Source organism: Methylobacterium sp. WSM2598 (assembly GCF_000379105.1).
Lineage (GTDB): Bacteria > Pseudomonadota > Alphaproteobacteria > Rhizobiales > Beijerinckiaceae > Methylobacterium.
Window position 1 is genome coordinate 858,081 of sequence record NZ_KB900609.1, and the last position, 14,942, is coordinate 873,022.

The window sequence follows — 14,942 nt, forward strand, 5'->3', positions numbered from 1 at the left end:
CGGTCCGAGCCTAGTGCGAGGTCTGCTGGGGCAGCTCGGCGGCTGCGGCCGGAGCGACCACCTCGACGCGGCCTCCGGCCATCTCGGCCCGCAGGGCTTCCCACTTCGCCGCATCGAATGCCCCTTCCCACTTGGCGATGAAGAAGGTCGCGACGACGTTGCCAACGACGTTGGTCAGCGCCGTGCAGGTCGCCATCAAGCGGTCGACGCCGAACAGGAGCCCCAGCCCATTGAGGGGCAGCGAGCGCACCGACTGCAGCGTCGCGGCGAGCTTGATGAAGGCGCCGCCCGCGACCGTCGTGCCGCCCTTCGAGGTGAGGAGCAGGATCGCCAGCACACCGGCCTGCTGCCAGAGGTCGAAGGGCGTGTCGGTCGCCTGGGCGATGAAGGCGACGGCGATCGCCATGTAGATCGAGGTGCCGTCGAGATTGAAGCTGTAGCCGCTCGGCACCACGAAGCCGACGATCGCTCCGTCGCAACCGGCCTTCTCCAGCTTCTCCATCAGGCGGGGCAGCACGACCTCGCTCGACGCGGTGCCCAGCACCACGAGGAGTTCGTCGCGGATCAGGCGCAGGATCCGGAAGATGGACAGCCCCATCGAGGCCGCGACCCCACCGAGCACCACAAGGACGAAGACCAGCGAGGTGGCCCAGTAGAGGATGACGAGCTTGGCGAGGTAGAGCAGCGTCGAGGCCCCGAACGCCCCGACTGCGGCGGCCATCGCCCCGAAGGCGCCGAGGGGCGCGAGCTTCATGACGAAGCCGAGGATACGGAAGAGCACGTCCTGCGCCTCCGTGATGCCGCGCAGGATCAGAGAGTCCTTGCCGCCGCCGCCGATGCTCAGCGCCGCGCCGGTCAGGATCGAGATGAGCAGCACCTGCAGGATCTCGCCCTTGGCGAAGGCGTCGACGAGCGTATGCGGGATGATGCTCAGGAAGAAGCTCACCGCCGTGAAGTGGCTGGCGTTGCTCGCGATTTTCGCGACATTCTCGTTCATCGCGAGATTGGTGGCGTGCAGGCCCACACCCGGCTCGATCACGTTCACCGCGACGAAGCCGAGCGCCATCGCGATAGTGGTGAGCACCTCGAAGTAGATCAGGGCCTTGAGGGCGAGGCGTCCGAGCTGGCGCATATCGGCGACGTGCGTGAGCCCGAGCACGACCGAGCAGAAGATGATCGGCGCCAGCATCATCCGCAGGAGCGCGATGAAGGCGTCGCCGAGCGGCTTGACCGCGACGGCGGCCTCCGGGGCAAGGATCCCGAGCAGGATGCCCGCGACGATGCCGATGATGACCTGGACGTAGAGCGGTTTGAGGCGTGCCATGGCTCGGTTCGCTTCCTCCTAGGGGTCTCGCAGGCCCCTTTCCGAGCTCACCAGATACCGACCGCCCCCACAATATCCAATACTTTCTGAGTATAACTTGCTATTACAGTTCGGCATACCTGCCAAAAACCGCGCTCTTCTGCAATTTTGTTCCGAGAGCCTCTTGATCATGCATGAGAGTGGCGGTATTCAGATGCCAATTCGCGGCGCATAAACTTCTTACAGCTGGACAGCAAGCGCTGTACCCGACTGTTCCATCTGTGCAATACGCTGGTGGACAGGATCGCCACGCATGAAAAATGGGAGGAACGGAATGACCCGATCGAACCGCGGCGGCGTCGCGGCCCTGGGGCTGGCCGCCATGATGGTGATGACCGGCCCGAGCCACGCCGCCGAGATCCACGTCCTGGTCTCGGGCGCCTTCACGGGGGCGTTCCGCACGATCGTCCCGCGCTTCGAGCAGGCGAGCGGGCACACGCTCATCCTCTCCTGGGGGCCGTCGTTCGGGACCACGAAGGACGCGCTGCCCGTCCGCATCGCGGCGGGCGAGGACGCCGACGTGCTGCTGATCGTGGGCAGCTCGCTCGATAAGCTCGTGGCCGAGGGCCGCTTCGTGCCCGCGTCGCGCACCGCCATCGCCCAGTCGCGGATCGGCGTCGGCGTGAAGACCGGCGCGACGAAGCCGGATGTGAGCTCCATCGACGCGCTCCGGCAGGCGCTCCTTGCAGCGGGGTCGATCGGCTACTCGGAGGGCGCGAGTGGCGTGTTCGTCTCGACCGATCTCCTCAAGCGGCTCGGCATCGCGGACCGCGTCGCGGGCAAGATGCGCAAGATCACCGGCGAATTGGTCGGCGAGGCGGTGGCCCGGGGCGAGGTCGAGCTCGGCATCCAGCAGGTCAGTGAGCTCCTGAGTGTGGGTGGCGTCGATTTCGTCGGCCCCCTGCCGGATGAGGTTCAGAAGGCGAGCCCGATGACCGCTGCCGTCTCGGAAAAGTCCAAGCAGATCGAAGCTGCCAAGGAGTTCGTCGCCTTCCTATCGACTCCGGACGCTCGTCAGGACCTCAAGCGCAGCGGTCTTGATCCGCTGACGACCAGCGAGAGCCAGCCCTCGCGGTGAGGCCCTTCGGCCGTGGTGTGCCGATCAGCCCCACTGCCGGTCTCTTCAAGGAAGCATCGCCATGAACTCTGTCGTCATCGCGGTCGCGATCACCGGTTCGGTGCCGCGCAAGAAGGACAACCCCGCCGTCCCGACCCGCGTCTCGGAGCAGATCGAATCCACCCACGAGGCTTATCAAGCCGGCGCCACCCTCGTGCACATCCACGTGCGCAACGACGACGAGTCCTCCTCCTCGGATCCCGACAAGTTCGCCGCCGTGCAGGAGGGCGTGCGCAAGCACTGCCCCGGCATGATCGTGCAATTCTCCACCGGCGGGCGCGGGCGCGACCCGAGCGCGCGCGGCCTCTCCCTCGTGCACCGGCCCGACATGGCCTCGCTCTCGACCGGCTCGGTCAACTTCCCGACCATCGTGTACGAGAACCCCGCCGCGCTCGTCACCGAGCTCGCCGGGCAGATGCGCCGCTACGGCATCCGGCCCGAGATCGAGATCTTCGACCTCTCGCACCTGCACGGGGCGAGGCGGCTGATCGAGGCGGGGCTGATGGACGAGGCGCCCCACGTGCAGTTCGTGATGGGGGTGAAGAACGCCATGCCGGCGGACGAGCATCTGCTCGACATCCTGCTTTCCGAGACGCGACGCATCCTGCCGAAGGCCACCTGGACGGCGGCCGGCATCGGGCGCGAGCAGGCGCGGGTGATGGGCTGGGCGCTCTCTCGCGGGGCGGACGCGGTGCGCACGGGGCTGGAGGACAACATCCGGGTGGCGAAGGACCGGCTGGCGGCGAGCAACGCCGAACTGGTCTCCCTCGCCGCCGAGATGGTCCAGAAGCACGGCCGGCGCGTCGCGACGCCCGCCGAGGCTCGCCAGATCCTGCACCTGAGCCCGACTTCTTGAGGCGACGAGATCGAGTCAGGCCCGCTCCCACAAGGCCTGCATCCGGCCGCAGCTCATCAGCTGATCAGAACAGCAGACGACAGCATCAGCAGGAGAACGCGTGACCGCACACCACGGTGATCCGACACGGCGTGCCCTCATGCTGGGCGCGGCCTTGGCAATGACATGGCCTGCGCTCGCGCGGGCGACCAAACAGGGAGATCGAACCAAGATGACGAGCTCGGCAGCGACGGCATCCCAAGCCAGTGACCTCAACCCGCAGCCGGAGGGGCCACCACCGAACCCCAACCCCCGTAAGCCGCGCCTCGCGCTGCCTGCTGGCGCCTGCGACGCGCACTGCCACATCTACGGGCCGTTCGATCGCTTCCCGCTGCCGGTCGACCGCAGCTTCACGCCGAAGGAGGCTCCTGAGACGGCCTTGCGCCACCTGCACGAGCGGCTCGGCTTCTCGCGCGCCGTGATCGTGCACAGTCAAGGACACGGCTTCGACCACCGTCCGCTCCTCGACGCGCTCGCCACGGGCCAGGGCCGCTATCGCGGCGTCGCCTTGGTCAGGCCGGACACTCCACCCGAGGAGGTGGCACGCTACGCGGTCGCCGGGGTCTGCGGCTCACGCTTCAACTTCATGACCCACCTCTCCGCCCGCCTGTCCAATGACGCGATCTCCGATGCGATCCGCCTCATCCGACCGCACGGCTGGCACGCCGAGATCCACGTCGGCGGCCGGCAGCTCCTGGAGGCGGAGGCGTTCATCCGCTCGATCGAGGTGCCGGTCGTCATCGACCACATGGCCCGCCTCGACATCGCAGAAGGGCCGGACGGGCCGGTCGCGGGCGCGATGAAGCGGCTCCTCGACACCGGCACGGTGTACGTGAAGCTGAGCGGGCCCGAGCGCCTCTCGAAGGTGGGTGCGCCCTACCACGACGTCGTGCCGCTCGCGGCTGGCCTCGCCCGCCACGCCCCCGAGCGCGTGCTCTGGGGCAGCGACTGGCCGCACGTGAACCTGCACGGGCCGATGCCGGATGACGGCGACCTCGTCGACCTCATCGCCGAGATCGCCCCGAGTGAAGCGGCTCGCAAGCTCCTGCTCGTCGACAACCCGACCCGGTTCTTCGGCTTCGTCTGAGGCGGTACCGAGCAGGAGGACCCGATGAGTTCCGCAACCGCCACTCTTGCGTCGATCCCGGCCGAGGCCTCGTCCGAGGCGCTCCTGGCCAGTGCGACGCGCAAGAACCTCGTCCGGCTGATCCCGATCGTCGCGATCGCCTACTTCTTCAACTACATCGACCGGACCAACGTCGGTTTCGCGGCACTGACCATGAACCGCGACCTCGGGCTAACCAATGCCCAGTTCGGGGCGGCGGCGGGCCTATTCTTCGTCGGTTACTGCCTGCTCGAAGTCCCGAGCAACCTGATCCTCTACCGGGTCGGCGCGCGGCGCTGGCTCGCCCGGATCATGATCTCCTGGGGCCTGCTGTCGGCCGCGACCGCCCTGGTGACGGGGCCCACGAGCTTCTATGCGCTGCGGATCCTCACCGGGGCGGCGGAGGCCGGCTTCTTTCCCGGCGTGCTGTTCTACCTGTCGACCTGGTTTCCGGCCCAGAGCCGGGTTCGCGTCCTGTCCTGGTTCCTGGTGGCGATCCCGCTCTCCTCGGTGATCGGTGGTCCGCTCTCCGTCGCCCTGCTGCAGCTCGACGGCCTGCTCGGTTGGAAGGGCTGGCAGTGGCTGTTCCTGGTCGAGGGCCTGCCGGCCTGTATCATGGGCGTGCTCACCCTGATCCTGCTGCGCGACTCACCGAAGGAGGCGACCTGGCTGACGCCGGACGAACGCGCAGCCCTGCTCGAAGCTCTGGACCGTGAGAGCACGAGCCGGCCGCGCAAGGATTTCCTGGCGGCCTTGCGGGACGGAAAGGTCTGGATCCTGACGGGCATCCTGTTCAGCTACTGGCTCGGCATCAACGGCATCGCGATCTGGCTGCCCCTGATCCTGAAGGGCCACGGGCTCTCGACGATGGAGATCGGCTGGCTCTCGGCCGTGCCCTACCTCGTCGCCTCAGCCGCGATGATCGTGTGGGCGCGCCACATGGACCGGACCGGCCGGCACCTCGCCAACCTCGCAGCGACCTGCCTAGTGGCGGCGGCCGGGTTCGTGATCTCGGTGGTGTTCAGCTCCCTGGTACCAGCGATGATCGGCATCACCTTCGCGGTGATCGGGCTGAGCTCGGCGCGTCCGGCCTTCTACAGCCTACCGTCCCGCTATCTGACCGGGGCTGCGGCGGCGGGTGGGATCGCCTTCATCAACGCTGTCGGCAGCCTGAGCGGCTACGTGGCGCCCTGGATTATGGGTGTGCTGAAGGATGCCACCGGCTCGTTCAATGCCGGGCTGCTCGGCCTCGCAGCGATGCTCGTGGTCTCGGCCTTGCTGACGGGACTTCTGCGGATGGTCACGCGAGAAGCCTGAGGGCGCTACAAAGATCGTATGAAGATCCGCTTTGCCACAGCCCTTGTGCGACCCGAAATGATGGCGGAACGTCGGTTCCATATGCCCGCCTTACGCGAATCGGCGGCAGTGCCAGAGGTGCAACTGCCGATTTCGAAGGGCCGCTGTTGGATGTCGAGCGGCCCTCCCGGCGTCACCGCTCGAAGGTCTGGAAGTGGCGCATCTCGGCCCTTCAGCGGGCAACGGCTATGTCACTCCGAAGTGGTCACAGCAGGCGCCACGCTCCTCGGAGTCACTCTGCTCAGTTGGAAAGTGCCCACATGCTCGCGTGATTCGCTGAGCCGCACCGCTACGTGTGAATCTACTTCCCCGCAAGCTGGATGCGAGTGCAAGGTCGGCAGGCGCTTGCCACCCCGCGACACACGGGCGGTTCACGGTTACCCGTGCAGCTACCCGGTTCAGCAAACCGACCCTCGTACAAGGCCAAAATCCCGCGTAAGGCATTGGAATATTTGGTGAGCGCGCTGGGACTCGAACCCAGGACCTACAGATTAAAAGTTTGTTGGTCTGCGCAAGCTTGTGTTCTGAGGTCGACGTGCTTTTCGAGCCAGTCACGAGCCAGTCATGAGCGGTTCCCTTCGCTCATCGAGGATACCGATGCGCTGTGCCCCCGGCCGTGTTGGTCACGAATCCTGGCGCCTCATTCAGCACGTGGCAATGCCAAGACAGAGCAGTAGCTTCACACCTGAGGGGGCTGCGATCGAGGAAGCGGGGCACAGCAAGTCCTCTGTCCTTGCCCGAATGGATCCCGGACGCTGATGCCAAAGCCCGAGGCCGCGCGGGGCTCGCTGCCTGCAGGAGCATTCCCAAGGGGATGAAACACGTCTCAGATGCACCCCCTGCCCTGCCGTGGGTTACGTCTAGCATCGCCCGGCTCACGAGGGCATGAGCCACCATCCCTGTCTCTTGTGGGTGCGCGGTTTCGTGTTCCATCCGTGTTGCACGGAGCAGCCGACGTACGGCTGTAACCCATTGTAAATCCAGGGGTCGTGTTGCAGCTAGTCGAAACACATTGTCGCCGGGCTCGCGCAACAAAAAACCCGCCAAGCCCTTGACCTGACGGGTGATTTCGATGGCTGGGGGACGTGGATTCGAACCACGACTAACGGAGTCAGAGTCCGCTGTTCTACCGTTAAACTATCCCCCAGCAAGCGGCCGATCGCTCAGCGCCGCCTGCCGGTCGGGCCCGTCCCGGAGGGACTTGGCATCGCGCCGAGCGCGGTTCCTGCCGACGCCGCGGGCGATAGCACGGCTCGGAGCGCCGATGCAAGCGGCAAAGGCCGGCGGGGCGCCGCCGGACACGGGGCTGGGCGGGAGGGCCGGGTCTCGGCCCATCCCGGCCCGCCCTCAGCTGAGGGCGCCGCAGAAGCGCTGGATGCGCGTGCAGGCCTCCTCCAGCACGGCATTCGACGTGGCGTAGGAGATGCGCAGGTTCGGGCCGAGCCCGAAGGCCGAGCCGTGCACCGCCGCCACGCCCTCGCTCTCCAGGAGCGCCGACACGAAATCCTCGTCCGTCTCGATCACCCGGCCCTCCGGCGTGCGGCGGCCGATCAGCTCGGCGCAGGACGGGTAGACGTAGAACGCCCCCTCCGGCGTCGGGCAGCGCAGCCCCCGCGTCTGGTTGAGCATCGAGACCACGAGGTCGCGCCGGGTCTGGAAGGCCGCCCGGAACTCGGCGAGGTGGTCCTGCGGGCCGTCCAGGGCCGCCACCGCCGCCCATTGGGCGATCGAGCAGGCGCCGGAGGTCTGCTGCCCCTGCACGAAATCCATCGCCTTGATCAGGGATTCGGGACCCGCCGCGTAGCCGATCCGCCAGCCCGTCATCGCGTAGGATTTCGAGACGCCGTTCATCGTCAGGGTGCGCTCGTACAGGGCGGGCTCGACCTGCGCGGGCGTCACGAAGCTGAAATCGCCGTAGACGAGGTGCTCGTACATGTCGTCGGTGAGCACCCAGACGTGCGGATGGCGCAGCAGCACGTCGGTCAGCCGCTTCATCTCGGCCCGCGTGTAGGCCGCGCCGGACGGGTTCGAGGGCGAGTTCAGGATCAGCCACTTGGTCCGGGGCGTGATCGCGCGCTCCAGATCCTCGGGCTGAAGCTTGAAGGCCTTCGCCATCGTGGTGTCGGCGAACACCGCCGTGCCGCCGCAAAGCCCCACCATCTCCGGATAGGAGACCCAGTAGGGCCGCGGGATCACCACCTCGTCGCCCGGGTTGAGCGTCGCGAGAAGGGCGTTGTAGATGACGTGCTTGCCCCCGGTGCCCACGATCGTCTGGGACGGCTTGTAGTCGAGGCCGTTCTCGCGCTTGAACTTGCGGGCGATCGCCTCCCGCAGCGGCACGATGCCGGAGACCGGCGGGTACTTGGTCTCGCCACGGCGGATCGCCTCGATGGCCGCCTGCTTGATGTGCTCGGGCGTGTCGAAATCCGGCTCGCCGACGGACAGGCTGATGACGTCCCGGCCCTTCGCCTTCAGGTCGCGCGCCTTCTGGGTCATCACGATCGTCGCGGACGGCTTCACGCGCGAGAGGGCATCGGCCAGAAAGCCCATGGCTGTCACTCCACCTTCAAGAGAACCTGCGATGCGCGCAGGGCGGCCCGAGGCCGGCGGTTCAAATCGCCGCGGGACCCTAGTCGCGCCTTCGGTCGCGGGCAAGGAGCGCTGGCGCACGGACACCCCGCCCGCAATTCAGCCAACTTCATCGCCAATGGCCATCACGCGCCCACCGGCAGCATCGTCGTTGCTCTGCGGCGCGACATTCATCACGCGGTCGAATATCGTTGGTATCCGCTTCGGCGCGCCGGCAACGTGAGCGGAGACGAAGGGAACGGGCATGGAAGGACAGGTCGTGTCACCGGCGGGGCGCCCCTCCCCGGATGAACCACCGAAGGCCGCGCACGCGCCGCCGCCGGCTCCCGTCATCGATTCCGGCCTCGCCGCCCTGGCGCTCGTGGCCTCGTTCCACCAGGTCGCCTGCGAGCCCGCGCAGGTGCGCCACGAGCTCGGCCTCGGCGTGCAGCCCGCCCGCGCCGTCGACCTCGTGCGCGGCGCCCGCCAGCTCAAGCTCAAGGCCCGCCTGCTCGAGAAGCAGAAGCCCGAGCGCCTCGAATCGATCCCGCTGCCCGCCATCCTGGAGATGGAGGGCGGGCGCTTCGTCCTGCTCGGGCGGCGCCTCGACGACGGCAAGTACCGGATCATCGACGCGGCGGCCCGCACCGCCGAGCACGTGCCGGCCGACGCCGTCGTCGCCCGCTGGACCGGGTCGATCATCCTGATCGCGCGCCGGGCCAGCCTGCAGAAGGTCATCCACGATTTCGGCCTCAGCTGGTTCGTGCCGTCGATCTGGCGCTACCGCCAGCCGCTGCTGACCGTGCTGGTCGCCTCCTTCTTCATCCAGGTCTGCGCCCTCATCACGCCGATCTTCTTCCAGATCACGATCGACAAGGTCCTCACGCATCGCGGCTACTCGACGCTGACCCTGGTCGCGGTCGGCCTCGTGGTGCTCGGCCTGTTCCACGTGGTCCTGCAATACCTGCGCAGCTACATCCTGACGCACACGACGAGCCGGATCGACGTCGAACTCGGCGCCCGCCTGTTCGAGCACCTGATGCGCCTGCCGCTCGGCTATTTCGAGACCCGGCCGGCCGGCCAGACCGTCGCGCGCGTGCGCGAACTGGAGACGATCCGCAGCTTCCTCACCGGGCAGGCCCTCACCTCGGCGATCGACATCCCGTTCACGCTGCTGTTCATCGTTATCCTGTACTTCTACTCGCCGCTGCTGGCGCTGATCGTGACCCTGTCGATCCCCTGCTACGTGGTGGTGGCGGTCGTGCTGCGGCCGATCCTGCGCGAGCAGACCCTCGAGCGCTTCAACCGCTCGGCCCTGTCGAGCCAGTTCCTGATCGAGTCGGTGGTCGGCATCCACACGGTCAAGGCGCTGGCCGTCGAGCCGACCCTGCGCACGCAGTGGGAGGAGCGCCTCGCCGCCTACGTCAAGACCTCCTTCGTGGCGGGCGTCGTCGCCAGCATCGGCCAGAACGCGATCCAGTACATCAACAAGGTGACGACCGCGCTCGTGCTCTTCTTCGGCGCCTACGCGGTGATGAACGGCGACCTCACGGTCGGCTCGCTGATCGCCTTCAACATGATCATGGGGCAGGTCACGGCCCCGATCCTGCGCCTGTCGCAGCTCTGGCAGGATTTCCAGCAAGTGAAGGTGTCGATCGACCGGCTCGGCGACGTGCTCAACTGCCCGCCCGAGACCCGCTCGATGGGCCAGGCGCACCTGCCCCCCGCCAAGGGCCAGATCACGGTGCGCAACGTGGTGTTCCGCTACCAGCCGGGCACGCCCGAGGTGCTGCGCGACGTCTCGATCGAGATCCCGGCCGGGCAGGTGCTCGGCATCGTCGGGCCGTCGGGCTCGGGCAAGTCGACCTTCACCAAGCTCCTCCAGCGCCTCTACGTGCCGGAGAAGGGCCAAGTGCTGATCGACGGCATCGACATCGCGCAGGTCGACCCCGCCTGGCTGCGCCGCCAGATCGGCGTCGTGCTGCAGGAGAACCTGCTGTTCAACAAGACGGTGTTCGAGAACATCGCGCTGGCCAATCCGGGCCTGTCGCGCGCGCAGGTGATCCAGGTGGCGCGCCTCGCGGGCGCCGACGAGTTCATCAACCGCCTGCCGCTCGGCTACGACACCCCGATCGAGGAGCGCGGCGCCAACCTCTCGGGCGGCCAGCGCCAGCGGCTGGCCATCGCGCGGGCGCTCGCCACCAATCCCCGCATCCTGATCCTCGACGAGGCGACCTCGGCCCTCGACTACGAGAGCGAGCGCATCATCCAGGAGAACATGCGGCACATCGTGCGCGGACGCACCGTCGTGATCATCGCCCACCGCCTCGCGGCGGTGCGCGGCTGCGACCGCATCATCGCGCTGCAGGACGGGCGGATCGTCGAGGACGGCACCCACCGCGACCTCGTGGAGCGTCCCACCTCGCTCTACGGCCGGCTGTGGCGCATGCAGTCCGACCACGGATCCGCCGAGCAGGGAGCCGCCGCGTGACCGCGAACCCCGAACCCCGCCCCGAGGGGCAGGCCGCCCCCTCCCCGGCCCCGGCCGCGCGCAACCGGCTGCCGGCCCTGCCCACCGCCCGCTCCCTCTCCCCGCGCCGCCTCACCGAGCGGGTGCGGGCGATGGCGGTCAACCGCGAGAACCAGGAATTTCTCCCCGCCCACCTGGAGATCCTGGACACGCCGCCCTCCCCGCAGGCGACGTTGTTCACCTGGACGATCTGCCTGATGTTCGCGGCGGCGCTCCTGTGGAGCTTCCTCGCCCATCTCGACATCCACGCGGTGGCGAGCGGGCGCATCCAGCCGAGCGGGCGCTCCAAGGTCGTGCAGCCCTTCGAGACCGGCAAGGTGCTGGCGGTTCACGTCGAGAACGGCGCCCGGGTCAAGGAGGGCGACCTCCTGATCGAGCTCGATCCGACCGAGGCGGAGGCCGACCTCGCGGCGCGGCGCGGCGACCTCGCCTCGCTGGAGGCGCAGATCATCCGGCGCCAGGCCACGGTCGCGGCGGTCGAGACCAACCAGCCGGCGACGAGCCCGGTCGCGTTCCCCGCCAGCATCCCGCCCGCCGTGCAGGCGCGGGAGCGGGCCGCCATGCTGGCCGAGATCGGGCAGTACGTCGCCTCCCGCGACGCGCTGCTCGCCCAGATCGCCGAGAAGGACGCGACGCAGAAGCGCTTCGCCACCAGCATCGCGGCGCGCGAGCGGCTGCAGGCGGTGCTCAAGGAGCGGGCCGACATGCGCGAGACCCTGGTCGCCCGCCAGGCCGGCACCCGCGCGGCGGTGATCGATGCGGTGCAGCAGGTCGAGCAGGTGGCGGCGGACCTCGCCTACGACCGCGGCCAGCTGATCGAGGCGCAGGCCGCCGCGGTCTCGCTGCAGCGGCGGGTCGAGCAGCTCGCGACCGAGACCGTCGCCAAGCAGCACCAATCCGTGACCGAGGCGGCCCAGAAGCGGGACGCCCTGCGGCAGGACGTGGTCAAGGCGGCGCTCAAGCGCGAGCGCACCCGGCTCACCGCGCCGATCAGCGGCACCGTGCAGCAGCTCGCGGTGACGACGCTCGGCCAAGTGGTGACGGCGGGCCAGCCGCTCCTGGTGGTGGTTCCGAGCGAGGGGCCGATCGAGGTCGAGGCCATGGTCCAGAACAAGGATATCGGCTTCGTGATCCCGGGCCAGGAGGCGGTCGTGAAGATCGACGCCTTCCCGTTCACCCGCTACGGCAGCATCGAGGGCAAGGTGGCGCGGGTCTCCCGCGACGCCGTCGACGACCGCGACGCGAGCGGCGCCTCGGACGCGGTCTCGATGAGCCGCGGCCAGGGCCTCAGCCCGGTGAGCGGCACGCCCAAGACCCAGAACCTGGTCTTCCCGGTCACGATCGAGCTGTCGCGCGCGACGATCGAGGCGGACGGCAAGACCGTGCCGCTCACCCCCGGCATGACCGTGACGGCGGAGATCCGCACGGGCTCGCGGCGGGTGATCGACTACGTGCTCTCGCCCGTGAAGGAGACGACCGCGACGGCGGGCCACGAGCGCTGAGCCCGGCGCGGCGATGCGCGTCCTCTTCGTCCACCAGAACTTCCCGGGCCAGTACCGCCACGTCGCCCCGGCGCTGGCGGCCCGGCCCGGGCACGCGGTGGTGGCGCTCGGCATCAACCCGGCGCCGCCGCTGCCGGGGGTGCGCCACCTGCGCTACGCGGTGGAGGGGCGCTCGACCCCGGGCATCCACCGCCTCGCCCAGGATTTCGAGACCAAGGTGCTGCGCGGCGAGGCGGCGGCCCGCGCCGCCCTGCGCCTGAGGGAGGAGGGCTTCGCGCCCGACGTCATCTGCGGCCATCCGGGCTGGGGCGAGACCCTGTTCCTGAAGGACGTCTGGCCGGAGGCGAGGTTCCTGAGCTTCGTCGAGTTCAGCTACGGCGCGCGCGGCGCCGATGTCGGCTTCGACCCGGAATTCCCCGTGCGGGCGGGTGAGGGGCTGTTCGCCGTGCGCGTGCGCAACGCCGCCGCCTACCTGGCCTTCGAGGCGTCGGACTGGCTCGTCTCGCCGACGGCTTGGCAGGCGAGCCGGGTCCCCGCCCCGTTCCGGCCGCGGCTCAGCGTGATCCACGACGGCATCGACACCGACCTCGTGCGGCCGGATCCGCGGGCGCGGATCACCCTCGACCGCACCGGCACCAGCTGCGCCCCGGGCGACGAGGTCGTCACCTTCGTCAACCGCAACCTCGAACCCTACCGGGGCTACCACAGCTTCATGCGGGCCCTGCCCGAGATCCTGCGGCGCCGGCCGCAGGCCCGGGCGGTGCTGGTGGGCGGCAGCGACGTGAGCTACGGCGCCAAGCCCCCCGCCGGCCGGACCTGGAAGGACATCTTCCTGGACGAGGTCAGGGCGGATCTCGACCTGTCGCGCGTGCATTTCGTCGGGCGGATCCCGTACGGGACCTACCTCAACCTGCTCCAGGTCTCGGCCGCCCACGTCTACCTGACCTATCCGTTCGTCCTGTCCTGGTCGATGCTGGAGGCGATGGCGGCCGGCTGCCTGGTGATCGGCTCGGCCACGCCCCCGGTCGAGGAGGTGATCCGCGACGGCGAGAACGGCGTGCTGGTCGACTTCTTCTCCCCGGCGGCCATCGCCGAGGCGGTGGTGCGGGCGCTGGCCGAGCCCGAGGCCTTCCGGGCGATGCGGGCGGCGGCGCGGCGGAGCGCCGAGGGCTACGACCTCGCCCGGGTCTGCCTGCCGCGCCACCTGCGGCTGATCGAGGAGGTCGCGGCCGGGGCGCTGCAGCCCGCCGCCTGAGGCGGGCGGTCCCGTCCCGCGGCCGCCGCGGAAGCTCCGAGCGGGTTCGGAACCGCTGTCGAGGGAGGTCCCGGCAGGAGGCGGCGGGGGAGCGGCCGAACGCGAAGCGGGCCGGGACGCGGATCTGCCGCCATCCTCGCCCGCTCACGGATGCGCCCGCCACAGGCTGCGCTCGACGCGCCCCGACAGGCCCGCCGCCACCCCGACCACGCCGACCAGAGCCAGCATGTCGGGCCAGGTGAAGCGGAAAGCCCCGCGGAAGCCCGGCGTCACGAGCCAGAACATCTCGGCGCCGTGCAGCACCAGGACGAGGGCCGCGATGGCGACGAGGGCGGCGGGCCGCCCGACCACGCGCCGCGGCAGCAGGACGAGGAGCGCCAGCACGCCGGTGGCGAGCGCCACGACCGCGCCGACGCGGGCGAGCGTGCCGCCCCGGTCGAGGTACCAGCGCACCTCGTCGGGCAGGTTCGCCGACCAGACCACGAGGTACTGCACGAAGTGCACGAAGCCCCAGCAGGCGAGCAGCACCAGCATCGGGTCGGTGAAGGCCGCCGCCATGCGGTTGTCGCGCAGCGGCCGGCCGGAACTCGCCCGCGCGGCGATCAGCGCCGCCGCCGAGAGGGCGAGCCCGGCCTGGATCGTCATCACCAGGAGCCCGAAGGCGGCCGAGGCGCGGGCGGGATCGACCGAGTGCACCCAATCCTCGGCCGCGAGCGTGCCCAGCACCGCGTGCAGCACCATGCCGATCACGGCCCGGCGGCGGCGCGCCGCCGCGGCCTCGAGGGCGAGATCGAGCGGCGCCCGCCGGAAGGTCTCGGCGAGCCAGAGCCAGACCGCGAGGTAGAACAGGCTGCGCAGGGTGAAGAAGGCGGGCGTGAACCAGATCGCCGCGAGCGCCGTGCGGGGCGGCAGGCCCCGGCCCCAGCCGTAGAGCGCGCCGAGGTTGAGCAGGATCGGCACCAGCAGCAGCGCGGCGATCGGCAGGAGCGCGAGGAGACGGCGCAGGGAGGCGGCCATCGGCTCGTGGGCGAAGCCCGCGAGTTCGAGCCCCATCAGGAGCGGCAGCGCGCCGGCCGGCAGCGAGACCAGGACCAGCCAGGCGGCGAGGTAGGAGGGCATCACGGCCGTGCCGGCGGCGGCCGCGAGGCCGCAGGCGGCGAGGCAGGCGACGCCGACCGCGAGCGAGATCGGCCGGCGGTTCACGCGGCCGCCCCCGCATCACCCGCGGGCGCCGCCCCGCGCGACCGCCCG

11 protein-coding genes and 1 tRNA gene are annotated in these 14,942 nt (G+C 69.5%); 7 read left to right on the plus strand and 5 right to left on the minus strand.

Annotated elements, in window-relative coordinates:
• Positions 1–10: 10 nt before the first annotated feature.
• Entirely contained in the window at positions 11–1,324 is a 1,314-nt protein-coding gene (locus tag MET2598_RS0104170) for a C4-dicarboxylate transporter DctA (protein WP_018259967.1), read from the minus strand.
• A gap of 313 nt (positions 1,325–1,637) precedes the next feature.
• Here MET2598_RS0104170 and MET2598_RS0104175 point away from each other — a divergent pair, with 313 nt between their 5' ends.
• From MET2598_RS0104175 to MET2598_RS0104190, 4 genes are all read left to right on the plus strand, one after another.
• Complete coding sequence (locus tag MET2598_RS0104175) at positions 1,638–2,441, plus strand: substrate-binding domain-containing protein (RefSeq protein WP_018259968.1); 804 nt, start codon at positions 1,638–1,640, stop codon at positions 2,439–2,441.
• A 61-nt stretch (positions 2,442–2,502) separates the two neighbouring features.
• Positions 2,503–3,336 carry a 3-keto-5-aminohexanoate cleavage protein gene (locus tag MET2598_RS0104180; RefSeq protein WP_018259969.1) on the plus strand — a complete coding sequence of 278 codons (834 nt, stop codon included), beginning with the start codon at positions 2,503–2,505 and terminating at the stop codon, positions 3,334–3,336.
• A 211-nt stretch (positions 3,337–3,547) separates the two neighbouring features.
• Positions 3,548–4,462: an amidohydrolase family protein gene (locus MET2598_RS0104185; RefSeq protein WP_026190499.1), complete on the plus strand. Its 915-nt coding sequence runs from the start codon at positions 3,548–3,550 to the stop codon at positions 4,460–4,462.
• A gap of 24 nt (positions 4,463–4,486) precedes the next feature.
• Positions 4,487–5,797, plus strand: a complete 1,311-nt coding sequence (locus MET2598_RS0104190) for an MFS transporter (RefSeq protein WP_018259971.1) — start codon at positions 4,487–4,489, stop codon at positions 5,795–5,797.
• A gap of 1,112 nt (positions 5,798–6,909) precedes the next feature.
• On the opposite strand, the gene MET2598_RS0104200 is transcribed toward MET2598_RS0104190, so the two are convergent.
• The 3 genes from MET2598_RS0104200 to MET2598_RS40710 form a co-directional block, all read right to left on the minus strand.
• A tRNA-Gln gene (locus MET2598_RS0104200) sits at positions 6,910–6,983 on the minus strand.
• Positions 6,984–7,183: 200 nt separating this feature from the next.
• On the minus strand, positions 7,184–8,386 hold the full coding sequence (locus tag MET2598_RS0104205; RefSeq protein ID WP_018259972.1) for a pyridoxal phosphate-dependent aminotransferase: 1,203 nt from the start codon (positions 8,384–8,386) through the stop codon (positions 7,184–7,186).
• Between the two features lie 138 nt (positions 8,387–8,524).
• The gene (locus MET2598_RS40710) at positions 8,525–8,671 is read right to left on the minus strand and encodes a hypothetical protein (protein WP_157182083.1); all 147 of its coding nucleotides are present in this window, start codon (positions 8,669–8,671) and stop codon (positions 8,525–8,527) included.
• Between MET2598_RS40710 and MET2598_RS0104210 the strand changes: the two genes are divergently transcribed.
• The 3 genes from MET2598_RS0104210 to MET2598_RS0104220 are packed head-to-tail and all read left to right on the plus strand — an operon-like array spanning position 8,670 to position 13,691.
• Positions 8,670–10,895 carry a type I secretion system permease/ATPase gene (locus tag MET2598_RS0104210; RefSeq protein WP_018259973.1) on the plus strand — a complete coding sequence of 742 codons (2,226 nt, stop codon included), beginning with the start codon at positions 8,670–8,672 and terminating at the stop codon, positions 10,893–10,895. The genes MET2598_RS40710 and MET2598_RS0104210 overlap by 2 nt on opposite strands.
• Positions 10,892–12,436: an HlyD family type I secretion periplasmic adaptor subunit gene (locus MET2598_RS0104215; RefSeq protein ID WP_012333594.1), complete on the plus strand. Its 1,545-nt coding sequence runs from the start codon at positions 10,892–10,894 to the stop codon at positions 12,434–12,436. The genes MET2598_RS0104210 and MET2598_RS0104215 overlap by 4 nt, the downstream gene beginning before the upstream one ends.
• Positions 12,437–12,449: 13 nt before the next feature.
• Positions 12,450–13,691 carry a glycosyltransferase gene (locus MET2598_RS0104220; protein ID WP_018259974.1) on the plus strand — a complete coding sequence of 414 codons (1,242 nt, stop codon included), beginning with the start codon at positions 12,450–12,452 and terminating at the stop codon, positions 13,689–13,691.
• Positions 13,692–13,835: 144 nt separating this feature from the next.
• On the opposite strand, the gene MET2598_RS0104225 is transcribed toward MET2598_RS0104220, so the two are convergent.
• The gene (locus MET2598_RS0104225) at positions 13,836–14,894 is read right to left on the minus strand and encodes a hypothetical protein (protein WP_012333592.1); all 1,059 of its coding nucleotides are present in this window, start codon (positions 14,892–14,894) and stop codon (positions 13,836–13,838) included.
• Positions 14,895–14,942: the final 48 nt, after the last annotated feature.